Annotated in this window: 21 protein-coding genes and 1 rRNA gene; 9 read left to right on the top strand and 13 right to left on the bottom strand. The window is 64.8% G+C overall.

Annotated elements, in window-relative coordinates; translation table 11 throughout:
* Nucleotides 1-211: 211 nt before the first annotated feature.
* Entirely contained in the window at nucleotides 212-1,585 is a 1,374-nt protein-coding gene (locus CXR00_RS12315) for a cation:dicarboxylase symporter family transporter (RefSeq protein ID WP_104054746.1), read from the bottom strand.
* 224 nt (nucleotides 1,586-1,809) lie between these two features.
* On the opposite strand from CXR00_RS12315, the gene CXR00_RS12320 reads away from it, so the two are divergent.
* From CXR00_RS12320 to CXR00_RS12330, 3 genes are all read left to right on the top strand, one after another.
* Nucleotides 1,810-3,546, top strand: coding sequence for an ATP-binding protein (locus tag CXR00_RS12320; protein WP_104054747.1), 1,737 nt, complete (start codon nucleotides 1,810-1,812; stop codon nucleotides 3,544-3,546).
* Complete coding sequence (locus CXR00_RS12325; protein WP_104054748.1) at nucleotides 3,543-4,301, top strand: response regulator; 759 nt, start codon at nucleotides 3,543-3,545, stop codon at nucleotides 4,299-4,301. Before CXR00_RS12320 ends, CXR00_RS12325 begins: the two co-directional genes overlap by 4 nt.
* A gap of 89 nt (nucleotides 4,302-4,390) precedes the next feature.
* Nucleotides 4,391-4,909 (top strand): GNAT family N-acetyltransferase, encoded by a 519-nt coding sequence (locus CXR00_RS12330; protein WP_104054749.1) that lies wholly within the window; start codon nucleotides 4,391-4,393, stop codon nucleotides 4,907-4,909.
* A gap of 33 nt (nucleotides 4,910-4,942) precedes the next feature.
* On the opposite strand, the gene CXR00_RS12335 is transcribed toward CXR00_RS12330, so the two are convergent.
* Nucleotides 4,943-6,922: an AMP-binding protein gene (locus CXR00_RS12335; protein ID WP_104054750.1), complete on the bottom strand. Its 1,980-nt coding sequence runs from the start codon at nucleotides 6,920-6,922 to the stop codon at nucleotides 4,943-4,945.
* 211 nt (nucleotides 6,923-7,133) lie between these two features.
* On the opposite strand from CXR00_RS12335, the gene CXR00_RS12340 reads away from it, so the two are divergent.
* The 5 genes from CXR00_RS12340 to CXR00_RS12360 all read left to right on the top strand — a co-directional run bounded on the left by CXR00_RS12340 (nucleotide 7,134) and on the right by CXR00_RS12360 (nucleotide 12,056).
* On the top strand, nucleotides 7,134-7,787 hold the full coding sequence (locus CXR00_RS12340; RefSeq protein WP_104054751.1) for a GntR family transcriptional regulator: 654 nt from the start codon (nucleotides 7,134-7,136) through the stop codon (nucleotides 7,785-7,787).
* 89 nt (nucleotides 7,788-7,876) lie between these two features.
* Nucleotides 7,877-9,397 (top strand): MmgE/PrpD family protein, encoded by a 1,521-nt coding sequence (locus tag CXR00_RS12345; RefSeq protein WP_181032550.1) that lies wholly within the window; start codon nucleotides 7,877-7,879, stop codon nucleotides 9,395-9,397.
* Nucleotides 9,398-10,303: a methylisocitrate lyase gene (prpB, locus tag CXR00_RS12350; protein ID WP_104054753.1), complete on the top strand. Its 906-nt coding sequence runs from the start codon at nucleotides 9,398-9,400 to the stop codon at nucleotides 10,301-10,303. It abuts the gene before it with no gap.
* A gap of 55 nt (nucleotides 10,304-10,358) precedes the next feature.
* Nucleotides 10,359-11,492: a bifunctional 2-methylcitrate synthase/citrate synthase gene (locus tag CXR00_RS12355; RefSeq protein ID WP_104054754.1), complete on the top strand. Its 1,134-nt coding sequence runs from the start codon at nucleotides 10,359-10,361 to the stop codon at nucleotides 11,490-11,492.
* 114 nt (nucleotides 11,493-11,606) lie between these two features.
* On the top strand, nucleotides 11,607-12,056 hold the full coding sequence (locus CXR00_RS12360) for a hypothetical protein (protein WP_146068496.1): 450 nt from the start codon (nucleotides 11,607-11,609) through the stop codon (nucleotides 12,054-12,056).
* A 66-nt stretch (nucleotides 12,057-12,122) separates the two neighbouring features.
* On the opposite strand, the gene CXR00_RS12365 is transcribed toward CXR00_RS12360, so the two are convergent.
* From CXR00_RS12365 to CXR00_RS12410, 10 genes are all read right to left on the bottom strand, one after another.
* A complete protein-coding gene (locus CXR00_RS12365; RefSeq protein ID WP_308470499.1) occupies nucleotides 12,123-12,668 on the bottom strand; it encodes an 8-oxo-dGTP diphosphatase in 546 nt (181 codons plus the stop codon).
* Nucleotides 12,665-13,606, bottom strand: coding sequence for a site-specific tyrosine recombinase XerD (gene xerD, locus CXR00_RS12370; RefSeq protein WP_104054893.1), 942 nt, complete (start codon nucleotides 13,604-13,606; stop codon nucleotides 12,665-12,667). The genes CXR00_RS12365 and xerD overlap by 4 nt, the downstream gene beginning before the upstream one ends.
* Before the next feature lie 358 nt (nucleotides 13,607-13,964).
* Entirely contained in the window at nucleotides 13,965-14,636 is a 672-nt protein-coding gene (locus CXR00_RS12375; protein WP_104054757.1) for an NUDIX hydrolase, read from the bottom strand.
* 7 nt (nucleotides 14,637-14,643) lie between these two features.
* Nucleotides 14,644-16,338 carry a CTP synthase gene (locus CXR00_RS12380; RefSeq protein WP_104054758.1) on the bottom strand — a complete coding sequence of 565 codons (1,695 nt, stop codon included), beginning with the start codon at nucleotides 16,336-16,338 and terminating at the stop codon, nucleotides 14,644-14,646.
* Nucleotides 16,339-16,388: 50 nt separating this feature from the next.
* Complete coding sequence (recN, locus tag CXR00_RS12385; protein ID WP_104054759.1) at nucleotides 16,389-18,116, bottom strand: DNA repair protein RecN; 1,728 nt, start codon at nucleotides 18,114-18,116, stop codon at nucleotides 16,389-16,391.
* Nucleotides 18,113-19,084, bottom strand: coding sequence for an NAD kinase (locus CXR00_RS12390; RefSeq protein ID WP_104054760.1), 972 nt, complete (start codon nucleotides 19,082-19,084; stop codon nucleotides 18,113-18,115). The genes recN and CXR00_RS12390 overlap by 4 nt, the downstream gene beginning before the upstream one ends.
* 47 nt (nucleotides 19,085-19,131) lie before the next feature.
* Nucleotides 19,132-20,010, bottom strand: coding sequence for a TlyA family RNA methyltransferase (locus CXR00_RS12395; protein WP_104054761.1), 879 nt, complete (start codon nucleotides 20,008-20,010; stop codon nucleotides 19,132-19,134).
* A 3-nt stretch (nucleotides 20,011-20,013) separates the two neighbouring features.
* Nucleotides 20,014-20,235, bottom strand: a complete 222-nt coding sequence (locus CXR00_RS12400; protein ID WP_104054762.1) for a hypothetical protein — start codon at nucleotides 20,233-20,235, stop codon at nucleotides 20,014-20,016.
* A 41-nt stretch (nucleotides 20,236-20,276) separates the two neighbouring features.
* On the bottom strand, nucleotides 20,277-21,275 hold the full coding sequence (locus tag CXR00_RS12405; protein WP_104054763.1) for an HAD-IIA family hydrolase: 999 nt from the start codon (nucleotides 21,273-21,275) through the stop codon (nucleotides 20,277-20,279).
* Nucleotides 21,276-21,279: 4 nt separating this feature from the next.
* A complete protein-coding gene (locus CXR00_RS12410) occupies nucleotides 21,280-22,146 on the bottom strand; it encodes a hypothetical protein (protein ID WP_258060414.1) in 867 nt (288 codons plus the stop codon).
* 6 nt (nucleotides 22,147-22,152) lie between these two features.
* On the opposite strand from CXR00_RS12410, the gene CXR00_RS18595 reads away from it, so the two are divergent.
* Nucleotides 22,153-23,268, top strand: a complete 1,116-nt coding sequence (locus CXR00_RS18595; RefSeq protein WP_258060415.1) for a hypothetical protein — start codon at nucleotides 22,153-22,155, stop codon at nucleotides 23,266-23,268.
* 513 nt (nucleotides 23,269-23,781) lie between these two features.
* Here CXR00_RS18595 and rrf read toward each other — a convergent pair.
* Nucleotides 23,782-23,898, bottom strand: a 5S ribosomal RNA gene (gene rrf, locus CXR00_RS12415).
* Nucleotides 23,899-24,005: the final 107 nt, after the last annotated feature.

Consider the following 24,005-nt stretch of genomic DNA (forward strand, 5'->3'; position numbering starts at 1 on the left):
CGGGTTTTTGCCCGGAATGAGCCCGTTATCTGCACAGAGAATTTCGGCAAAACCCGTGAGGTGCACGAAGGAACCCGACGTGCCGATGGAGCACGACAAGCCTCCGTTCCACGGAGGAAACGGCCCAGCCGGAACGCCGAGGGGCGCTCCCGCTGTTGCGGAAGCGCCCCTCGGTGTTGCGGTGCGGCGTTGGATGAACCCGGCGTAAGCCTTAGCGGGCTGCCGTGGTTTCCAGCTCGGGTTCCGGAACCTGCGGCTCCTCATGGGCGTCGTCCATGGTTGATTCATCGAACGGACGTTCGCGGTTCAGCACCGCATTGACCTGCTCTTTGTCGATTTCCTTGGTCCAGGTACCGATCAGGACCGTGGCGACTGCGTTGCCGGTGAAGTTGGTCAGCGCGCGTGCCTCGGACATGAAGCGGTCGATGCCGACGATCAGGCCCACGCCCTCCACCAGGTCGGGGCGGTGAGACTGCAGGCCGCCGGCCAGTGTGGCCAGGCCGGCGCCGGTGACACCGGCAGCACCCTTGGAAGCGATGATCATGAAGACCAGCAGGGAAATCTGCTCACCCAGTTCCAGCGGCATGTTCATGGCAGAGGCCACGAACAGGGCGGACATGGTGAGGTAGATGGCAGTGCCGTCCAGGTTGAACGAGTAACCGGTGGGTACGGTCACGCCGACCACCGGCTTGGAAATGCCGAGGTGCTCCATCTTGGCGATCAGGCGGGGCAGCGCCACCTCGGAGGATGAGGTGGAGAAGATGAGCAGGTATTCCCGCCCCAGGTAGCGCATGAGCTTGAAGATGTTCACGCCGGTGCAGAGCTTCAGCACGCCGCCCAGGATCACGGCAATGAACAGGGCACAGGTGATGTAGAAGGCGATCATCAGCACCGCCATGCTCTTGATGGCTTCAACGCCGGTTTCGCCAACGACGGCGGCAATGGCACCGAAGGCGCCGATGGGTGCGAGCCACATGATCATGCCCAGGATGCGGAAGACCAGTTTCTGGATCTGTCCGATCAGGGTGAGGATCGGGGCTCCGGTGGAACCCATCTTCTGCAGGGCGAACCCGACAAGCAGGGCAACGAACAGGGTCTGCAGAATGCTCTCACCGGTCAGCGAGGACAGCAGCGTGGTGGGGATGATGCTCAGGATGAAGCCCGCCATGCCTTCTGCGTCTTCAGCAACCTTCGGTGCATTTTCGGCACCTGCGGCAATGTTCAGGCCCTCGCCCGGGTGGATCAGGTTTCCAACCACAAGACCGATGGCCAGCGCGAAGGTGGACATGACAATGAAATAGCCCAGAGCCAGGCCGCCGACTTTGCCGACCGTGGCTGCTTTGGCGATCGAGCCAATGCCGAGGACAATTGTGCAGAAGATGACCGGTGCGATCATCATCTTGATCAGGCCGATGAAGGCGGTACCAACCGGCTTCAGCTCCTTGGCGAATTCAGGCTGCACAAGCCCCAAAGTGGCACCGAGAACCACCGCAAGAATTACGGCAATGTACAAAAAGTGTGTTCTGTCCTTCTTGCGCGGGCTCTTCGGTGAGCCGGCGCCGCGGGGAATAGTGGCAGATGCCATGTGTACTGCTCCTAGGCTTGGTTTCTGATGTATCCCTCAGCGGCACCGAGACTGCGGTTCTCCGCCAGATGCGGAGCCGTACGGGAATCGCCGGGAACAAGTCATTCGTACACATCGTCAACCGGCGCTGTGATGACTGTCACGGTTGTGGTCATACTGTTCTCGGCCGGGAACAGTTCCCGGTATCGGGCGGCAGCCAGCAAAATGAGCGGGAAAGAAGATCATTGCGGAAATGGAGCCTGGCCAGCCGGCTGCTTATAGGACAGCTGGCGTTTCTTGTGTGCCTGTCAGCAGGGCTGTCCCTGGCGCTCTTTCATCAAACTGAACAGCACAGCTTCGAAGAGTCCGCAGAGACGATGCTGGCGGTGGCCGGAACCGTTGCGGCCGATCCCTATGTCCTGGAAGCGGTGACCGCCGAAACGCCGGACAGGACTTTGCAGCCCTATGCCCGTGCCGTCATGAGTGCTGCCCATATCGATTTCCTCACCATCATGGCTCCGGACAGGACCCGGTACACGCACCGTAATGACGACGAGATCGGCAAACCGTATGTGGGATCGGTGGAGCATGCCCTCGCCGGCCAGTCCTTCACCGAAATCTATACCGGCACGCTGGGGCCGTCAGTCCGCGCCATCGTTCCCGTCTTCGGCGCGGAGGGGGAAGTCAAGGCGCTGGTGGCCGCCGGCATTACCGTTGACCGCGTTGCCATAGCGCGCAACGCCGAGCTGCCTGCCGTGTTCCTCATCTCCCTGGGCGCCCTCGCGTGCGGAACGCTCGCCTCGTACCTGTTATCCCGGTATCTTCGCCGCACCACCCGGGACCGGCGGCCGGATGAACTACTGAGCATGTTCGCGTTCCATGATTCCGCCCTGCATTCCCTGCGTGAAGGTCTGGTGCTGCTCAACAATGACGGCGAACTCGTGCTCTACAACGACCGGGCTGCAGAACTGCTGGGACTCCCGGCCGACGGCGGCAGCCGGCCCACGGGCCCCCGCGAGTTGGGCCTGCCGGGACCGCTGGCCGATCTGCTCTGCGAAGGCCGGACAGCAGAAGATGAATTCCACTTCGCCAGCGACCGCATCCTGGTCGTGAACCAGTCGCCGGTCATGACCCCAAAATCCGCGAACAGCCGCATCCGGCTCATCGGCGCCGCCGGCAGCCGGACAGCGGCACGGGACCCGCGCAGGGCACGCATCGGAACCGTAACCACCCTGCGGGACCACACCGACATAGCCGCAATGACCGGAGAACTGCAGTCCATGCACACCCTGACCGAAGCGCTCCAGGCTCAGGCGCACGAGCACGCCAACCGCCTGCACACGCTGGTCTCCCTGATTGAGCTCAATCGTCCCGCTGATGCACTCGAATTCGCCACCCGCGATCTGGAGCAGTCCCAGCAGCTGGCCGACGACGTCGTCGCCTCCGTGGGCGAGCCCGCGCTGGCGGCACTGCTCACCGGCAAGGCCGCCCAGGCCCGCGAGCGCGGCATCGGCCTGCAGATCGACCTCAAAGACGCGCACCCCGGGAGAGCCGCTGCCCTGGACTTGGATCCGGGAGATCTGGTCACGATAGTGGGCAACCTGATCGACAATGCGTTTGATGCCGTGGCCGACACCCCGGATCCGATGGTGACCGCGCGGTTTGCGATGGTTGAGGACGGCGGCGGCAGGCCCGTTTTTGAGATTGGCGTGCGGGACAACGGACCCGGCATTCCGGAGCCGTCTACCGAGCAGATCTTTCATCAGGGCTTCAGCACCAAGGATCCCAAGGAGCTGCTTCCCTCCGGTACCGGAGGCACCGGCCGGGGCATTGGACTTCCCCTGGTCCGCCAGGCAGTGCTGCGTCTGGGCGGCTCACTGCATCTTGATCCGGGTGGGCAACCGGGCCTCGGTGCACGTTTCACTGTGCTGATTCCCCTGCCTGTCTCCCTCCCCCTGACTCTCAGTGGGGGTCCCCAGTGAATGCTGAGCGGGACATCACCGTGCTTGTGGTGGAAGATGAAGGCATTGTTGCGCAGGCCCACGCCGAGTATGTGCGCCGCACCCCCGGATTCTCGCTGGCCGGCGTCGTGCACACGGGTACGGAGGCCATTACCTTTCTCAACGCCTCAGCCACCTCCCGCAGCGGTTCCGTCTATGACGCCGGGAAGCGCGGAGACGGCACTGAAAACCCGAAACCCGCCGTGGACCTCATCCTGCTGGACATGAACCTTCCGGACCTGCACGGCTTGGACGTCCTGCGCCGGATCCGCGGTGCGGGCGTGCCCGCCGACGTCATTGCGATTACCGCAGTGCGGGATGTCGCCGTCGTCCGCAGCGCCATGTCCGCCGGGATTGCGCAGTACCTGATCAAGCCTTTCACCTTCTCCGCCTTCAGCGCCAAGCTGGCCTCCTACCGGGAATACCATCTCAACTTGGCGGGACAGGGAACTTCCGCCACTCAGTCCGAAGTGGACCGTGCGCTGGCGGCACTGCGGCCCAAGGTGTCGTCCGCACTACCCAAGGGACTGTCCCCCGAAACTCTGGCAACGGTCTCCGAACTGCTGAAGAACGCACGGATACCGATGTCTGCCAGCGAAGTCTCGGAGGCACTGGCCATGTCCCGGATAACGGTCCGGCGTTACCTCGAGCATCTGGACGAGCAGCGTGCCGTAGCGCGGAACCCGCGCTACGGCACGCGCGGCCGTCCGGAGCTGGAGTATCACTGGCGGCGGTGAACCCGGCAAGGGGCGGGGCGTTGTTGTCAGGATTCGGACCGGCGGCGTGGTGCAGGGAAGGCCGGGGCACGGTCCGTTACCCTCTCCGGATGGCTACTCTTGTGCTTCCCGACGAAACATTCCACTCCTCTTGGCTCGAGTGCGCAGCCGAGTTCGACGGCGCCCACCGGGACGGTGCAGGCGGAGAGGACTGGCCGCTCGAAGACCTGAGGGATTCCGGCTCTTTCCGACGGTTCGTGGCCGAACTCCATGCCGAGGCCCTGCCTGAAACTGCCCGGAAGCCCGGGTATGTCCCCTGCACCTACCTGTGGCTCGTCGACGATGAAACCGTGATCGGCTCCCTGGCCATCCGACATGAGCTGAACGACTTCCTCCTTAACGAAGGCGGACACATTGGCTATAGCGTGCGACCGTCGGCACGGCGCCGCGGCCACGCCGCCCGGGCGCTGAAGAACGCGTTGCCTATCGCCCGCCAACTGGGAATTTCTCCGGTCCTGGTCACCTGCGATGAAGACAACGACGCGTCCCGGGCAACCATCGAGAAGAACGGCGGCATCCTGGAAGACATCCGCCACGGCAAGCGCCGCTACTGGATTCCCACCGCATAGGAGGACATAAGCGCCCGGCTCCGCGTATCCCGGTCATCCCAGCTCAACACCGGGCCGCAGCAGGGGCAGCAGGGTATCGATAACCCCCGGATCTTCAATGGTGGACGGCACTGTATAGGCATCGCCGTCGGCGATCTGGCGCATGGTCTTGCGCAGGATCTTGCCCGAACGGGTCTTGGGCAGTGCCTCGACCACCTGAACGTCCTTGAAGTCCGCCACCGGCCCGATGGACTGGCGCACCAGCTTCACCAGGTCCGTGCGCAGCTCCTCCACGCCAATGTCAGAGCCGGCCTTCAGCACCACATAGCCGCACGGCCGCTGCCCCTTCAGAGAATCAGCCACCCCGATCACGGCACACTCGGCGACCGCGGGATGCGTGGCCACGATCTGCTCCATCGCGCCGGTGGACAGCCGATGTCCGGAGACGTTGATGACATCGTCGGTGCGGCCCATGATGAACACGTAGCCGTCCTCATCCACGTAGCCGGAGTCTCCGGTGGTGTAGCTGCCCTCGAAGATTTCCAAGTAGGAGGACCGGAACCGGTCATCGCTGCCCCACAGCGTGGTGAGCGTTCCCGGCGGCAGCGGCAGCCGCAGCACGATGTTGCCCTCCTCGCCGGCCGGAACCTCCGCGCCGTTGCCGTCCACAATCGCCAGGGAAAACCCGGGCACCGGAACCGTCGCGGAGCCGGCTTTGATCGGCAGCTGCTCCAGCCCCAGTGGGTTGGCGCAGATTGCCCAGCCGGTCTCGGTCTGCCACCAGTGGTCCACCACCGGAACGTCCAGTGCGCGCCCGGCCCAGGTGAAGGTCTCCGGGTCCAGCCGCTCCCCCGCAACAAACAGGGTCCGCAACCGGGAGAGATCGTAATCGGCCATCAGGGCGGCATCCGGGTCTGCCTTGCGGATCGCCCGCAGCGCAGTGGGGGCCGTGAACAGGACATCCACCCGGTGCTGGTCCGCCACGCGCCAGAAGGCCCCGGCGTCCGGCGTACCCACCGGTTTGCCCTCATAAAGAACGGTGGTGGCCCCGGCGATCAGCGGCGCGTACACAATGTAGGAGTGCCCCACCACCCAGCCCACGTCCGAGGCGGTCCACATCACCTGGCCTGGACCGATGTCGTAAATGTTGCGCATGGACCAGGCCAGTGCGACGGCGTGGGAACCGTTGTCACGGACAACCCCCTTGGGTGCGCCGGTGGTGCCCGACGTGTACAGGATGTAGAGCGGATCCGTCGCAGCCACGGAGACCGGACCTGCGGGGGAAGCAACGGCAGCGAGCGCGTCCCAGTCATGCCAGGCGGTGCCGTGGGCGCCGTCGTACTCCTGAGCGGTGTGGCTAAACCCGTCGCGTTCGGCAACCACCACGTGGTTGACCCGGTGGGTCGCAGCGTCGAGCGCGTCAGCCACGTTGGGCAGGTATTCCACCGTACGTTTGGGCTCCACTCCGCCGCTGGCCGTAACGACGACGGCGGGCCGGGCATCGTCGATGCGGGCCGCCAGCTCCTTCGGGGCAAAGCCGCCAAAGACCACTGAATGGATGGCTCCCAGCCGGGCTGCGGCGAGCATGGCGATCACGGCCTGCGGAATCATGGGCAGATAGATGATGACCCGGTCCCCTGCCTCCACTCCGAGCCCGCGGAGCACACCCGCGAAGGTCTCAACCTCGGCCAGGAGCTGGCTGTAGGTATAGGTGCGGGTAGTACCGAGCATCGCCGAGTCATAGATCAGGGCATCAGCGTTTCCCCTGCCGGCGGCCACATGACGGTCAAGGGCGTTGTAGCTGGTATTGAGGTGGCCGTCCGGGAACCAGCGGTACAGCGGAGCACCCGACTCGTCCAGGGCCCGTTGCGGGGCGGTGTCCCATTCCACCAGCGACGCGGCTTCCAGCCAAAAGGCTTCAGGATCGCTGAGGCTGCGCGCGTAGGACGATGCGTAGCCGCCGTCCGCGCCCCCTGCGGCTGAACCGGCTGCGGTGTTCGGTGCTTCGTTTCCTGCATCCAGGCCAGAGCTCATGAATCCTCCTCGATTCGCAATGTGATACCGATCACCCTAGGGCAGGTGGACGCCCGGCACCAACTGAGCTGTGTATACATGACACAAAGCGAAGTCAGGCCAGCTAGCAGTTTTTGCACCAGGAACCCGATCTTGTGTATACACTGATGAGGTACATCACATTCGGAACAGTCCAGTCCCGCCGGCTGGCCACACGCGTAAAGGAGCGCCAATGAGGGCAAGCGACCGCGCCTACCGGGCGCTCCGCGAAGACATCGTGACCGGCAGGCTCCTGCCGGGAACTGTCCTGGGCGAAGTTGAGCAGTCTCAGCGCCTGGGAATTTCCCGCACGCCGCTGCGCGAAGCACTGAGCCGGCTGACAGCAGACGGTCTGGCCGCACCGCACAACGGCCGCGGCGTCGTCGTCACGAAGATTTCACCCGAGACCGTCACCGAGCTGTTCGAGCTCCGCCAGGCGCTGGAATGCAAGGCGGCCTCGCTCGCCGCCACCCGCGGAGAACCCGAGCTCTTCACCGCCCTGCGCCGGGACTTCGAGCAGGCAGCGGACCTCATTGTGCAGGAAACCGGGCAGGATCCGTCCCGCTCGGCCTACTACGCCCTGGTGGCCCGGCTGGATGAGGCCATTGATACCGCCGCTGCCAACGCCTACCTTGCCCAGGCTCTTGCCAATGTTCGGCTGCACCTGGCCCGGGTCCGGCGGCTGGCCAAGGACAATCCTGAACGGCTGCTCGCCACCGCCGGCGAACATGCCACCATTGCCGCCGCCATCGCCTCCCGGGATCCGGCGCTGGCTGCCGCCGCCACCTCGGTCCACCTGCACAAGTCGCTGGAACACTTCCTTGCGGCTGCCGGTCCGCCCGGCTAAGCGCCGTTCCAGGCGCCCCAACACCTCACGACAGCATCACCGACAAACGCTCCGCCACATTCGTTCCCAGAACATCCCCGAAAGGACACATAATGAATCTCCACAAAGTGCGGGTCCACCGCAGCGATGAGAACCTTGCCCGCGAAGACCAGCTGGCCTACAAGATCGCCGAGGTCGCCGCTGACCCCGTTGCCGTCACTGACGAGGTCACGGACATGGTCATCAACCGCATCATCGACAACGCCTCGGTGGCCATCGCTTCCCTGAACCGCGGGCCCATCGTCGCCGCCCGCGCCCAGGCGCTGTCCTTCTCCCCCTCCGCCCACGGCAAGGGCTCGGCCGTCTTCGGCGTCGAGCAGAAGACCTCCCCGGAGTGGGCCGCCTGGGCCAACGGCGTTGCCGTTCGCGAACTCGATTACCACGACACCTTCCTGGCTGCCGAGTACTCCCACCCCGGTGACAACATCCCGCCGCTGCTCGCCGTCGCGCAGCACACCGGTGCCTCCGGCGCCGACCTGATCCGCGGCATTGCCACCGGCTACGAAATCCAGGTGGACCTGGTCAAGGCCATCTGCCTGCACAAGCACAAGATCGACCACGTAGCCCACCTCGGCCCGTCCGCAGCCGCCGGCATCGGCACCCTGCTGGGCCTCGACGTCGACACCATCTTCCAGGCCGTTGGCCAGGCACTGCACACCACCACCGCCACCCGGCAGTCCCGCAAGGGCGAAATCTCCACCTGGAAGGCGCACGCTCCGGCGTTTGCCGGCAAGATGGCCGTTGAAGCCGTGGACCGTGCCATGCGCGGACAGACCTCCCCCACCCCGATCTACGAGGGTGAAGACGGTGTCATCGCCTGGATGCTGGACGGCCCCGACGCCGCCTACGAGGTTCCGCTGCCCGAGGCCGGCGAAGCCAAGCGCGCCATCCTGGACACGTACACCAAGGAACACTCCGCCGAGTACCAGGCCCAGGCCTGGATCGACCTGGCCCGTAAGATCCACCGTGAACACCCGGAGGCAGCCGACGCCTCACAGGTAGCCAGCGTGCTGATCGCCACCTCGCACCACACCCACTACGTGATCGGCTCCGGCGCCAACGATCCGCAGAAGTACGATCCCACGGCCTCGCGCGAGACCCTGGACCACTCGATTCCGTACATCTTCACCGTTGCCCTGCAGGACGGCTCCTGGCACCATGTGGACTCCTACGCCCCCGAGCGTGCCGGCCGCGCCGACACCGTGGAGCTGTGGAACAAGGTCACCACCGTGGAGGATCCGGAATGGACCCGCCGCTACCACTCGCTGGACATCAAAGAAAAGGCGTTCGGCGGCAAGGTCACCATCGTCCTGAACGACGGCACCGAGATCACCGACGAAATCGCCGTCGCCGATGCGCACCCGCTGGGCGCCAAGCCGTTTGCCCGCGAACAGTACATCAACAAGTTCCGCACCCTGGCCGCCGGCCTGGTCTCCGAAGAGGAGATTGAGCGGTTCCTGACCACCGTCCAGCGCCTGCCCGAACTGGCTGCAGGCGAGCTGGACCAGCTGAACATCACCGCAGCCGAGGGCGTCATTGACCCGGCCAACGCCCCGAAGGGACTCTTCTAAATGCTGTACTCCTCCGTAACTCCCGAAGCCAAGCGCATTGCCTTCCGCGAAGGCCTCGCTTCCGGCACGCTCCAGCAGTTCCCGGGAGCGTTCAACCCGCTCTCTGCCCGCCTGATCGAGGAAAAGGGTTTCGACGGCGTCTACATCTCCGGCGCGGTCCTCGCCAATGACCTCGGCCTGCCGGACATCGGCCTGACCACCCTGACCGAGGTGGCCACCCGCGCCGGGCAGATCGCCCGGATGACGGACCTGCCCGCCATCGTGGATGCCGACACCGGTTTTGGCGAGCCGATGAACGTGGCACGCTCCATCCAGGAACTCGAGAACGCCGGCCTGGCGGGCTGCCACATCGAAGACCAGTTCAACCCGAAGCGCTGCGGCCACCTGGACGGCAAGAACGTCGTGGACCTGGACACCGCCACCAAGCGGATCCGGGCCGCTGCGGACGCACGCCGCGATCCTAACTTCCTGATCATGGCGCGCACCGACATCCGCGCCGTCGACGGCCTTGAAGCGGCGCAGGACCGGGCCCGTGCCCTCGTGGACGCCGGAGCGGACGCCATCTTCCCCGAGGCCATGAAGACGCTGGAAGAGTTCGCCGCCATGCGCGACGCCGTGGACGTGCCGATCCTGGCCAACATGACCGAGTTCGGCAAGAGCGACCTGTTCAGCTACGACGAGCTGGCCTCGGTGGGCGTGAACATGGTCATCTATCCGGTGACCCTGCTGCGCAGCGCCATGGGGGCCGCGGAACGCACGCTGGAGACCATCAAGGCCAAGGGCACCCAGCAGGATGACGTGCCCAACATGCTGACGCGTGCACGTTTGTACGATCTGGTGGATTATGAAGCCTACAACCACTTCGACACCTCGGTCTTCAACTTCCAGATTCCGGGCAAGCACTAGCTTTTTCCTGCCGGAATCCCCCCGCAACACCACCGCGACAAAGGAGTCTTTCGTAATGTCAGATGATCAGATCCACAAGGGACTGGCGGGTGTCCTCGTTGACACGACCAAAATTTCCAAGGTCAACCCGGAAACCAACTCGCTGCTGTACCGCGGGTATCCGGTGCAGGAACTGGCTGCCCACTGCAGCTTCGAAGAGGTTGCCTACCTGCTCTGGAACGGCGAGCTGCCCACTGCGGATCAGCTGGCCGAGTTCACCTCGGGCGAGCGCGCGCAGCGCGCCCTCACCCCGGAGCTGAAGGCCGTCATCGATGCCCTGCCGACCACGTGCCATCCCATGGACGTGTGCCGCACCGCGGCATCCGTGCTGGGTGCATCGCATGAGCTGGCCGAGGATTCCTCGGTGCAGGCCAACATGGAGAAGTCCGTGAGCCTTTTCGCTGCCATGCCTGCAGTGGTGGCCTATGACCAGCGCCGCCGCCGCGGGCAGGACGTAGTGGAGCCCCGCGACGACCTGGACTATTCGGCGAACTTCCTCTGGATGACGTTCGGCGAGGAAGCCGCTCCCGAGGTCGTGGAGGCGTTCAACGTTTCGATGATCCTGTACGCGGAGCACTCCTTCAATGCCTCCACGTTCACCGGCCGCGTGATCACATCCACGCTTTCGGACCTGCACTCGGCTGTGACCGGCGCGATCGGCGCACTCAAGGGCCCGCTGCACGGCGGTGCCAATGAGGCCGTGATGCACACGTTCGAGGAGATCACCGCCAGTGCCGGGGAAGGCGACGTCGCGGCTCATGCCGCCGGCTGGCTGGACACCGCCCTGGCGGAGAAGAAGAAGATCATGGGCTTCGGCCACCGCGTGTACAAGAACGGCGACTCGCGCGTGCCCACCATGAAAGCCTCCATGGACAAGATGGTCAAGCATTACGACCGGGCGGACCTGGGCGAGCTGTACGCGGCGCTGGAGTCGGCCATGGGTGAACGGAAGAACATCCTGCCGAACCTGGATTATCCGGCCGGGCCGGTTTACCACATGATGGGTTTTGACACGCCCACCTTCACGCCGCTGTTCGTGGCCGCCCGGATCACCGGGTGGACGGCGCACATCATGGAGCAGCTGGAAGCCAACTCCCTGATCCGTCCGCTCAGCGCCTATGACGGCGCTGAGGAACGGCACGTAGGCTAAGCAGCCGACAAGACAGCACGCCAAGCGCCCGTTGCAGGGATTCCTGCAGCGGGCGCTTGCGTAGTGAGGTTCTCCGGTCCGTATACACTTCCTGCTAACCCGGAAGGACAGACCGTGATGCGCATTCCTGCACTGGCTTTGATTCTCACTGCTGCCGCTGTTTCCGTTGTCTCCTGCAGCACCGGTGCAGATGAGCCGCAGACGACGCCGGAGCCCGCAAATGCGTGGGCCGATGAGGTTTATCAGCTGCAGCAGGAGATCACGTCCGAACGCGGTGACGGGGACTTCACGGAGACCCGCATGGGCGGAGGCGCTGTTTCCGCCGGCGAGGAGACGAGCCTGAGATTCCATCCCATCGTTTCAGGACCGATAGCAGCGAGCTTCCTCTGCGACACCGGAACCGTCTCCCTCTCGATAACCGGAGGGCCCCGCAAGACCATAGAATGCGGGCAGGTCCAGACCTTCAGCGGTGTGCAACCCTATGAGTTCGACGCCGGGCTCATGGTCACCGTCGGATCCGAACAGGACGCCCGCTGGGCGGTGGAGTTCAGGAGCGAAGACTAGGTCAGCGAAGGTTCCGCGGCGAAGATCCGCGCGGAGGCATCCTGATGCGCCAGCCGTGCAACGCGGTCAGGAAAAGACCACGCCGGCAACGCTCTCATTGTCCTGCGCCAGGGTGACGACGACGTCGAAGTACCGTCCGGCGAGCACCTCCGGCATCCAGTGGGCCGAGTCCGGCCACATCTGTGCATAAGGGACTTCTCCCACGGGATACCAGGCGGGAATGATTTCCGGCGACGGCGCCGGCTCCCCTACCCAGCTCCGGGTCCGGTAGACGATGGTGGACATGTCCCACTCCGGGCGGGCCGGGAACACGAACTCGATTGTTCCGGCGAGTTCCAGGTCTCCTTGATTCACTGTGACACCGGATTCCTCGAACACCTCGCGCACCGCGGCCTGGGCAGGGGTTTCCCCCTCTTCCACGTGGCCGCCAAGGGTTACGATCCGGCCGATGCCGAAACCCGTCTGCTTTAGGCCCATCAACACTTCGGCACCGTGCTCCGGGGTGTCGCGCATCAGGAAGCACAGGACCACCGGCACAGCCCGGGAAGGTTGTACCGGAGCGTTGCCGCCCGCCCCGGAATTGTCCACGGCGTCGTTCATCTCGTCATTCACAGTGCCCTGGGGTGCGCGGCGGCGTAAACCTCGCGCAGGGTTTCGGCTGTCACCAGCGTGTACACCTGGGTGGTGGTCACCGACGCGTGCCCCAGCAACTCCTGGACCACACGGACATCGGCCCCGCCTTCCAGCAGGTGGGTGGCGAACGAGTGCCGCAGAGTGTGCGGAGAAACGTCCCTGCCGATCTGTGCCTTTTCCGCTGCGTTCTTGAGAATGGTCCAGGCACTCTGCCGGCTGAGGCGGCCGCCGCGGGCGTTCAGGAACAGCGCGGGGGTGCCCTTGCCCTTCACTGATGCGGCGGGCCGGCCGCGGACCAGATACTCGTCCAGGGCACGGGCGGCGTAGGAGCCCAGCGGCACCAGACGCTCCCTGGATCCTTTGCCGAACAACCGCACGACGTCGGGACCGTTGGCCGGGATCCGTTCCAGCGACAAGTCATCGATATCCAGGCCGACGGCCTCGCTGATGCGTGCTCCGGTGGAGTAGAGGAATTCCAGCAGGGCACGGTCGCGCAGCCCGGTGGGCGTTTCGGTGGAAACTGCCTCCAGGATCCGCGTGACTTCGTTGACGCTGATGGCCTTGGGCAGACGCTTGCCTGGCAGCGGCGGATGCACGTCCGCCGCCGGGTCCGCCGTGGTGAGCCCTTCCAGCGCCCAGAACTTATGCAGCCCGCGGACAGCAACCACGGTGCGTGCCGCCGACCGGACGCTCAGGGCGGAGGCGCCGTCGGAGCCTTCGACTATGGACTGCGCGAAGGCAGTGACATCGTGCCGCGAGATGCGGGCGACGTCCTCTACCCCGCGGGAGGCCAGGAAACGGGCATAGCGGAGCAAATCGCGGCGGTAGGCATCCAGGGTGTTGACGGCCAGTCCGCGCTCCACGGCCATGTGCTGCAGGTAGCCGCCAATCTCGCGGCCGACGGCGGTGGTGCGCAGTTCGTCAGCGGCGGACGGACCCTTGGGAACAGGAGTTTTCTTGGGTGCGGCGGTGTTCTTCGCAGTCGGTGGTGTTGTTTCGGCAGCCGTGCCGCCGGCAGTCTTTGCCTCCGTTGCGGTTCCGGCTGCCTTCGCCGCGGCTTCGCCGTCCGCCTTATCCTGGGCCAGTGCCGCCCGCAGAAGTTCGGCCGGTGAGTCCAGCTTCAGTGTGGCATTGATGGAGGAGAAGTCGAAAACGACTGTGTCGTTTAGCTGCGCAGCAGACGGCGGTTGGAACGGCGAAGCAGTGCCGGCTGGTACCGGCGCAGGAGTGTGTCCGCCTGCAGGGAGATCGGAGGCGGGCATGGCAGTCTGTGTCCTAAGAAGAAACGGGGCCCTGCGGCCAGGTGGAGTGCTGGGAATGGTGCTCCGGCCAGGGAGCATCGGCAGGGCGCAGGTTCGCAAAACCGGAGGGACGGGCTGCCGCAGCGGCCAGGACACCGGCTACGGCCGAGGGGCTGTGGAGGCGGCCGTCCAACGCCGCCTGGACGGCGTCGTCGAGGTCCACCCACATGGTGCGGATTTCCGCTTCCTCGTGGGTGCGCTCGTGCCGGTCCGCTTCGGGAACCTCGGTGATGCCGCGCGCCAGGTAAATGCGCAGGGCCTCGCGGGAGGAGCCGGGCGAGAGGAAGAGGTCCGTGAGGACATTCCACTGGCTGGCTTCAATATCGGCTTCTTCGGCCAGTTCCCGGGCTGCCCCCACCTGGAAGTCTTCGCCGTCAATATCCAGCAGACCGGCGGGGATTTCCCAAAGGGTCATCCGCACCGGGTGCCGGTACTGGTTAATCAGCAGCACCTGGCCGGCGTCGTTCATGGCCAGGATGGCCACCGCGCCCGGGTGGCGGATGTAATCGCGGACCAGGGGTTCGCCGTCGGCGGTCAGCTGGAACTTCTCACTGACCACGTCCCAGACCCGCCCGGTATATTCCACGGAGGAACTCAGCAGGCGGCGGGGACTTTGTTCGTCGGCGAACCCTCTGGTCTCGCTCATGGGGTTGTTAGCCCTTTCCGTTCTGGTGTGCCAGAGCGGCCTTCACCAGACCGGCGAAGAGCGGGTGCGGGCGCGTGGGACGGGAGCTGAGCTCCGGGTGCGCCTGCGTGGAGACGTAGTACGGGTGCACGTCCGCCGGAAGTTCAACAAACTCCACCAGTCCGCCGTCAACCGTGGTGCCGGAGAAGGACAGGCCTGCCTCGGCGATCTGGTCGCGGTACTGGTTGTTGACCTCGTACCGGTGGCGGTGGCGTTCGGCCACTGCAGTCTTGCCATAGGTCTTGGCCACAACCGAACCCTCTTCGAGTTTGGCATCCCACAGACCCAGGCGCATGGTGCCGCCCATGTCACCCTCACCGGAGACAATGTGCTTCTGCTCCGCCATGGTGGCAATGACCGGGAACTTGGTGTCCGGCTCGAACTCCGAGGAGGACGCGCCTTCCAGCCCAACCACATTGCGGGCGTATTCGATGACCATGCACTGCAGACCAAGGCACAGGCCCAGCGTGGGGAGTTTGTTTTCCCGGGCGTAGGTCAATGCTCCGAGCTTGCCTTCAAGTCCGCGGATGCCGAAGCCGCCGGGAACACAGATGGCGTCGACGTCGGCCAGGGCCTCTGCGGCGCCTTCGGGCGTTGCGCACTCATCGGAGGGAACCCACCGGATGTTGACCTTGGTCTTATTGGCGAAGCCGCCGGCGCGCAGGGCTTCGGTCACAGAGAGGTAGGCGTCCGGCAGGTCCACGTACTTGCCGACCAGTGCAATGTTCACGTGGTGCCTGGGGTTGTGGACAGCCTCGAGGAGCTTGTCCCACTTGGTCCAGTTGACGTCCTTGAACTTCAGGTCCAGGTGCTGGACGATGTACGCGTCCAGGCCCTGGGAGTGAAGGGTCTTGGGGATGTCGTAGATGCTCGGGGCGTCCGGGCAGCCGATCACGGCATCAACATCGACGTCGCACATGCGGCCGATCTTGTTGCGCATGGCGTCCGGCACCGGGCGGTCGGAGCGGATGACGATGGCGTCCGGCTGGATACCGATGGACCGCAGGGCAGCTACTGAGTGCTGGGTCGGCTTGGTCTTCAGTTCCTGGGACGGGCCGATGTACGGCACGAGGGAAACATGCAGGAAGAAGACGTTGTTGCGGCCGATGTCCTGGCGCACCTGGCGTGCGGCCTCCAGGAAGGGCTGGGACTCGATGTCGCCAACCGTGCCGCCGATTTCGGTGATGATGACGTCGGGGGTCTTCTTCGCCTCGGAGGGCAGGCGCATCCGGCGCTTGATCTCGTCGGTGATGTGCGGAATGACCTGCACCGTGTCACCGAGGTATTCGCCGCGGCGTTCCTTGGCAATAACGGTGGAGTAGACCTGACCCGTCGTGACGTTGGCGGAGCCGTCGAGGCTCTCGTCAAGGAACCGCTCGTAGTGTCCGATGTCGAGGTCAGTCTCGGCACCGTCGTCGGTCACGAAGACTTCGCCGTGCTGGAAGGGGTTCATTGTGCCCGGATCCACATTGAGATAGGGATCGAGCTTTTGCATGGTCACCGCTATGCCGCGCGACCTCAACAGATGGCCGAGACTTGACGCTGTCAGTCCCTTACCGAGTGAGGACGCCACGCCACCGGTGACGAAGATGTGTTTGGTCGTAGAAGACGACTTGGGAAACCTGGAATTTGATCGCTGCACCACGGAGTTCGAGCCTATCACCTTTTGTAGATCTGAGTTTGTCGTCATGGAATTCTTCCTGCGGCACTGGACTACTGACGCGGCGGATGTCCCGCCGCTGCCAGGAGTTCGACGGCGTGTGCCCGGGCGGACTCGGAGTCCTCCTGGCCTGCAAGCATCCTGGCAAGTTCCTTGATCCGCTCTGCATCGTCCAGAACGGTAACGTCACTGGCGGTTACGCCTGTTCCATCTTCCCCCATTGCGGACATCTTAATCACGCGGATGTGATGGTCGGCAAACGCGGCCACCTGCGGAAGGTGGGTGACCACAATCACCTGCACGTGCTTCGCGAGCATGGCCAGCCGGCGCCCGATTTCGACAGCCGCCTTTCCGCCGACCCCGGAGTCCACTTCATCGAAAATGAAGGTGGGAACGGGGTCCACTTCGGCCAGCACCACTTCGATTGCCAGCATGACGCGGGAGAGCTCACCGCCGGAGGCGCCCTTGCCCAGCGGCCGTGCCGGGGCACCGGGATGCGGCTGCAGGAGGAACGAGATGCTGTCCGCTCCGTGCATACTCAGCTCATCCACCGCTGTGACCTCGATGACCAGGTTGGCATCGGCCATGGCCAGGGCGGACAGCTCGTCGCTGACCCGCTGTGCCAGGTCAGCAGCGGCTTCGGTCCGCAGCTTGGTCAGGTCAGCTGCCGCTGACGTGAGTCCGGCCTGCAGATCGGTGATTTCCGCTTCCAGCGCTTCGATTCGGCTGCCGTCGTCGCCAAGCTCCGCCAACCGGGCACGGCTGGTCTCGGCCCATTCCAGGACTTCGTCCACGGACGGAGCAAATTTGCGGAGCAGCGCGGAGATTTCAGCCCGGCGGGTTTCCACTTCGGCCAGCCGTTCCGGGCCTTCCCCGTCCAGGGAGGCACTGTAGCTGGCCAGCTCAGCGGCTATGTCGGTCAGGATGTAGCCAACCTCGGCCAGCCGCTTGGCTGAGTCCGCCAGTGCCGGGTCGTGTTCGCCGGCCAGCTCAAGCTGGCGTTTCGCTGCATCCACGAGGGAGGTGGCATCGGACCCGTCGGAAAAGTCACCGGCAATCAGAGCCTGATGTGCACCCACGGCGGCGGTGCGCAGCTCCTCAAAGTTGTTGAGCCGGGTTGCTTCGGCCTTCAGGGTTTCGTCTTCGCCCGGCAGCAGTTCCAGGGCATCGATTTCCTCCAGTGAAGCCGAAAGGTACTCCGCTTCCCGCAGGCGCTCACGGGCCTGGTTGCGCAGATCGGCCAATTCGGTGACCGCAGCGCGCCAGCGCGTGTAGTCCGCCTGGTAGGACGACAGCAGGGACGCCAGCACCGGACCGGCGTACTTGTCGAGTGCCTCCCGCTGGGCCGCTGTGCTCTTGAGCCGGAGCTGGTCCGACTGCCCGTGCACCGCCACCAGATGCTGGCCCACTTCGGCAAGGACGCCCACCGGAGCGGACCGCCCTCCTACGTGTGCACGGCTGCGGCCCGCCGCGTTGACGGTTCGGGCGAGCATCAGCTCGGTGACGCCGTCGTACGTTTCCAGTTCAGCGCCTGCTTCCTCCGCCCGGGTGACGGCGGCATTTTCCGGCGGAAGCCGGACCACAGCTTCCGCAAGGGCAGCCTTTGCTCCGGTGCGCACGGCTCCGGGGTCGGTCCGTGCACCCAGCAGCATCCCCAGGGCCGTAATGACCATGGTTTTACCGGCACCGGTTTCGCCGGTGACCACGGTGAATCCCGGCCCTAGTTCCAGCGTGGCGTCCGTGATGACACCGAGGTCCCGGATTCGGATTTCTTCAATCATACCGGTCCTCCGCTGTCTGCCGTGTGCCGTGAAATTTCCACGCTGTCCGAAAGGTCCCCCGGGCTGCCGACCGGGCCGCGCCAGCCTTGGGTGGGAAGCTGGAACTTGCGCACCAGGCGTTCCGAGAACGGTGTTGAGTGGGTACGGGCAAGCCGCACCGGAATGGCGGAGCGGGTCACTTCCACCCGCGCTCCCGGCGGCAGTTCCACGCTGCGCCGGCCGTCGCACCAGAGCACTCCCGCAGCATCTGTGCGGGTCAGGACCTCCACGGCAAGAATGGACGCAGGGGCGACGACGAGCGGCCGGGAAAACAGTGCATGTGCGCTGATGGGCGCGATCAGGAGCGCTTCCACCTCGGGCCACACCACGGGGCCGCCGGCGGAGAAGGAATATGCTGTGGAGCCCGTGGGAGTAGCCAGGACCACGCCGTCGCAGCCAAAGGAGCTGATGGGTCGGGCATCGACCTCCACCACTACCTCGAGCATCCGCTGCCGGTCGGCCTTTTCTATGGCGGCCTCGTTCAGCGCCCAGGTGTGGGCAATCAGCTGATTCTCGAACCAGACTTTGACGTCGATGGTCATCCGCTCTTCAACGGTGTAGGCCCGCTCGACCACCCAGTGCACGGTCTGTGCAAGATCGGCGCGTTCGCTTTCGGCCAGGAAGCCCACATGGCCCAGGTTCACGCCCAGCAGCGGGACGTTCGTATCGCGGACCAGTTCTGCGGCACGCAGGATGGTGCCGTCCCCTCCCAGGACCATGCCCAGATCCACACCGTCAAGGGCAACGTCTTCATCGAGGATTTCAGTGGGTGCGGTCAGGACGCCGTAAACCGACTGGATATCTTCCAGGTCCTTGCGCCGCATGACCGGAATCAATCCGGAAGTGTGGAGCTGGGTGCACGCTTCCTGGGCGGCAGCCATGGCAGCCTGCCGGCCGGTGTGGGCCAGCACGAGTATCCGTCTGCTCATGTGCGTATCGTCCTGTTCCGCCCCCGAGGGAGCTGATTGGAATTCCGTCAGTCTTCGGCGGGGCGTTCCCCGTCTGCAAACCGATCAGCCGGCTTACTTCCGGCTCCATCAAACCTGTCAAAGGCCTCATCCACCAAACGCCGGGCGGTTCCCTGTGCATTCGCGGGCGGCTCCGCAACCGATGTTCCAGGTGCTGGCACCTGCAGCCACAGGAAAAACTCAACGTTGCCGTTCTGGCCCGGCAGCGGGCTGGGCGCCAGGCCGCCAATACGGAGGTTCGCCGTCAGGGCAGACTCCACCACCCGTGCCACTGCCATTCGGTGCTTCTGTGGGTCGAGAACAACCCCCGCCTTCTCCAGCTTCTCACGGCCCACTTCAAACTGCGGCTTGACCATCAGCAGCAGGTTTCCTCCCGGGCGCGTCGCTTTCGCCAGGGCAGGCACCACCATGGTCAGGGAGATAAAGGAGAGGTCGGCCACCGTCAGGTCCACCGGTCCCCCGATGTCCTCCGGATCCAGGTACCGCACATTCATGCCTTCATGCACATCAACGCGCGGGTCCCGGCGCAGCACCTCCACCAGCTGATCGTGCCCGACGTCGGCGGCCACCACGCGAGCTGCGCCTCCCCGCAGCAGGACATCAGTGAAACCACCGGTCGAAGCACCGGCGTCCAGGCAGCGAAGTCCCGCGGGCTGCACCTGCGGGAAAGCGACAAGCGCGCCTGCGAGTTTGTGTCCGGCGCGACTGACATAGTCTGGGACGCCGTCGTCGAGCACCGACAGGATGTCCTCACCTGAGACGGAAGCCGACGCCTTGCCGAGAACGGCGCCCGCCCGGGAAACCCGGCCGGCAGCAATGAGTTTGGCGGCGTGGGTCCGGGAACGGGCCAATCCCCTGGTCACCAGTTCCTGGTCAAGTCTTGCCACGTTCTAGCGCTCCTCTGAAAGATCGGCGTTCAGTTGGGCCAGGAGACCGTCGTGAAGCGCTGTATACACGGCAAGGTGTTCGGTGGTGGGCATTGCCGGGACGTCCCTAACAGCTGCCAGGGCGGCATCAACCGCCGGATCCTGCGTGGTCACCAAAACGGAAGGCCAGGAGCCGGCGGCACCCGCCGACTCTGTCCTTGTGTTCTCCATCTGGCTGTCATCCATCCGGCGTTTTCCCATCCCTTGTCCAACGTTTCGAATCCAGCCTATCCGCCGGCAGTGACAGTCCAGCTGAGCACCGGAGCAGTCGCATTCTCCTCGTGAGGACGGGCGTTCCACCATGCGGCGCAGGCTGCACGCCAGCTATCCAAATCGGTGCTGTCGCCCGTGATTTCCACGGTGTTCCCGTTGACTCTGGCAACGGCAGTACCGCAGCGGCTAACGCCGTCAGCCGTTTCAACCTCGGGATACGGCCGGTAGAGCGCGTCGAGGTTTTCGACCAGATACGTCGGCCTTTCCTGCGTGCGGGCTGCCAGCGCCGTCTGAGGTGTGTCAACGCCGGTAAGCACCATTGCCGTCGCGAATCCTGCGTTGTTGCCGCCCAAGATGTCAGTGTCCAGCCGGTCGCCAACCACCAAAGGCGCCTTGGCCTTCAGGTGGCGTGCCGCTGTCAGGAACAGCGGAGCCTCGGGCTTTCCCGCCACCAGGGGCGTCCTGCCCGTGGCTGCAGCGACGGCGGCCACGAGGGTTCCGTTGCCGGGAGCGATCCCCCGGGCCTGCGGAATGGACATATCAGTGTTCGTGGCAACCCAGACAGCGCCGCGGCCGACGGCGAAGGCCGCCTCCGCGAGATCTTTCCAGCCAAGTGCGGGATCAAAGCCCTGGATGACGGCGTCGGGGCGGTCATCAGCGGAAAGCACCGGGACCAGCCCCTGTTCGCGCACCTGCTCGGCAAGCCAGGCGCTTCCGGTTACCAGGACCGTTGCGCCGGCCGGAACGGAAGCTGCCAGCAGCTCCGCACCGGCCTGCGCGGAGCCGAACACGGTCTCCGCTGTTGCCGGCGCCCCCAGCTCGCGCAGATGCGCGGCCACGGTTTCGGAGGAACGCGAGGCATTGTTGGTGACGTAGGCGAGCTGCACACCCACGCCGTCGAGACGCTGCAGCGCCTCGACGGCCCCTTCAATGGCATGCGGACCCGCGTAGACGACGCCGTCCAAGTCCGAGAGGACGGCGTCGTATCCGGCAATCAGCGAATTGTCCGCCATGGTGTTACGAGCGGTCCTCGTCGACGTCACCGGCAGGTGCGTCGGCGGAGAATTCCTCGTTGTCATTGCCGTCGTCGTGCTGTTCGACGGTGTTGTCGTCGTCCTCTTCCTCGGCTTCAAGGACGCCGATCACGCCTTCCTGGTCATCGGAAGGCAACGTGTCGACGTCGTCCGTCAGGTCCAGGTCGCCGTTGGCATCTGCCGGCTCGGTTTCAACCGGAGCAGCGAAGGGGGTGTCCGAACGCTCAGCACCGCGGTGATCGTCGCGGCTTTCACGGTCCTCGCGGCCGCGGCGCGGCTTCTCCGGCTTTTCCTCTTCGTCGTCGAGATCGTAGATGTCCGGCTCAGCGAACTCCCCGATACCCAGTGCCTTTTCGGCCAGCAGCGCACGGTTGCGCCACTGCTCGGCTTCTTCGTTGCGGTCTGCCAGCTCGAGGGCGTCAGCATAGGCACGGAAGAGGCGGGGGCTGAAGGAGAACGCACGGTTCTTGTCCAGCTGCGGGATTTCCAGTGCGGTCACGGCCGCGTCGTACTGCTCCATGTCCATCCGTGCACCCGATGCCACGATGGCCATGTCCACCTGGCCTGCTGTGTCCAGCTCCTTCGCCTCGTCCGAACGTGCAATGTCCAGGGCGCGGTCCGCACGGCCGAGGCCGCGTTCGCAGTCGGCCATCATGGCCAGGTAGGCATTGGAGCCACTGATGCGGCGGTAGGTCCGGAATTCGCGCAGGGCTTCCGCAAAGTTCTCCGAAGCATACGCCGTGAGGGCTACTGCCTCACGGACTGCCGCCATGCGTCCGCCGCGGCGGCTCGCAGCCAGCGCATGCTGGAAGGCCAGCTCAGGGTCGATGTCAATCAGGCGTCCGGCCATGACCAGGTGCTTGGAGACCCACTCACCGTTGACTTCTTCCAGGACACGCAGCTGGGCGCGGGTGACCTTGTCCAGTTCCTGTCCTGTGACATCGTCATCGATCTCGGGGGAACGCTCACGGTCGGGGCGGTTGGCGCTGCGCAGGTCGCGGGCGTTGTGCTTGTGCTCAACAACCGGCGCATCCTCGCCCCGGGCCGGCCGGTCCTTCGAGAAGGACGGCTTGCGGTCGCCACGGTCGCCGAAGGACGGCTTGCGGTCGTTGTCACGAGCCGGACGACGGTCATCTCCACCACGGGCAGGACGGTCACCGAACGACGGCTTACGGTCACCGCGGTCACCGAAGGACTTGCGCTCACCATCACGCGGCGGACGACGATCGTCACCACCGAACGAAGGCTTACGGTCACCGCGATCCCCGAAGGACGGCTTACGGTCGTTGTCGCGTGCCGGACGGCGGTCATCTCCGCCGCGGGCCGGACGGTCACCAAAGGACGGCTTACGGTCACCACGGTCACCAAAGGACGGCTTACGGTCACCACGGTCACCAAAGGACGGCTTACGGTCACCACGGTCGCCGAAGGACTTGCGCTCACCATCACGCGGCGGACGACGATCGTCACCACCGAACGAAGGCTTACGGTCACCGCGATCACCAAAGGACGGCTTACGGTCACCACGGTCACCGAAGGACTTGCGCTCACCATCACGCGGCGGACGACGATCGTCACCACCGAACGAAGGCTTGCGATCACCGCGATCACCAAAGGACGGCTTACGGTCACCACGGTCACCAAAGGACGGCTTACGATCGCCACGGTCACCGAAGGACTTCCGCTCACCGCTGCGCTCAGAGAACGGCTTGCGCTCACCATCACGCGGCGGACGACGATCGTCACCACCGAACGAAGGCTTGCGATCACCGCGATCGCCGAAGGACGGCTTACGGTCGTTGTCGCGTGCCGGACGGCGGTCATCTCCGCCACGGGCAGGACGGTCGCCGAAGGACGGCTTACGGTCACCGCGGTCACCGAATGCCGGCTTACGGTCGTTATCGCGTGCCGGACGACGATCGTCGTCACCGCGAGCAGGGCGGTCCCCGAAGGACGGCTTGCGATCCTTTGAGTAAGGCTTGCGTTCTGAGGACGCGCCGCGATCACCAAAGGACTTCCGCTCACCGTCACGCGCAGGCCTGCCGCCGAAGGACGGCTTGCGGTCTTCGAAACGCTTAGGAGCATTCCGGTCGTTGGTGGCGGGACGTCCGCGGTCATCCCGCTTATCTGACGAGCTGCTGCTGTGGGCGGCGTTGCTTCCGGCGCCGCGCTGATCCCTGTTATTTTGCTCTGACATGCTGGTGAGTTCCTCTCGTCGTGAGCCGACCAACGGAATTTACTGCAGTCGCTCGTCACTATGGATATATAAAAGTCGGTTAGAAAGTTTGGGGGCCTAAAGAGGCACAGTCTGATTCTAGTCCAGGTACGTTCCGGGATGGACATCCCTTACCGTGAAGCGCTGCAGGGAATAGGTGAGTCTTCCCACCTCCCGGCCCACGACAGCAGCGATCTGGGCCCACGCGGGGACTTAAACAGTTGAGGCCCGTACCAAAAGATACGGGCCTCAACCTCTCAACCAAATATTGTCCGGCGGTGACCTACTCTCCCACACCCTCCCGGATGCAGTACCATCGGCGCAGTGGGTCTTAGCTTCCGGGTTCGGAATGGGACCGGGCGTTTCCCCCACGCTATGACCGCCGTAACCCTACCACCCACACCACCAGCCAAAATACTCCTGGTGGAGGGGAAAACAATGGGTCACAACCAAACACGTTCAACCGTGCCTGTCATGAAAAAGTATCCACGCGT

It is taken from the genome of Arthrobacter sp. 9E16 (assembly GCF_002929435.1).
In the GTDB taxonomy this organism is placed as follows: Bacteria; Actinomycetota; Actinomycetes; order Actinomycetales; family Micrococcaceae; genus Arthrobacter_B; species Arthrobacter_B sunyaminii.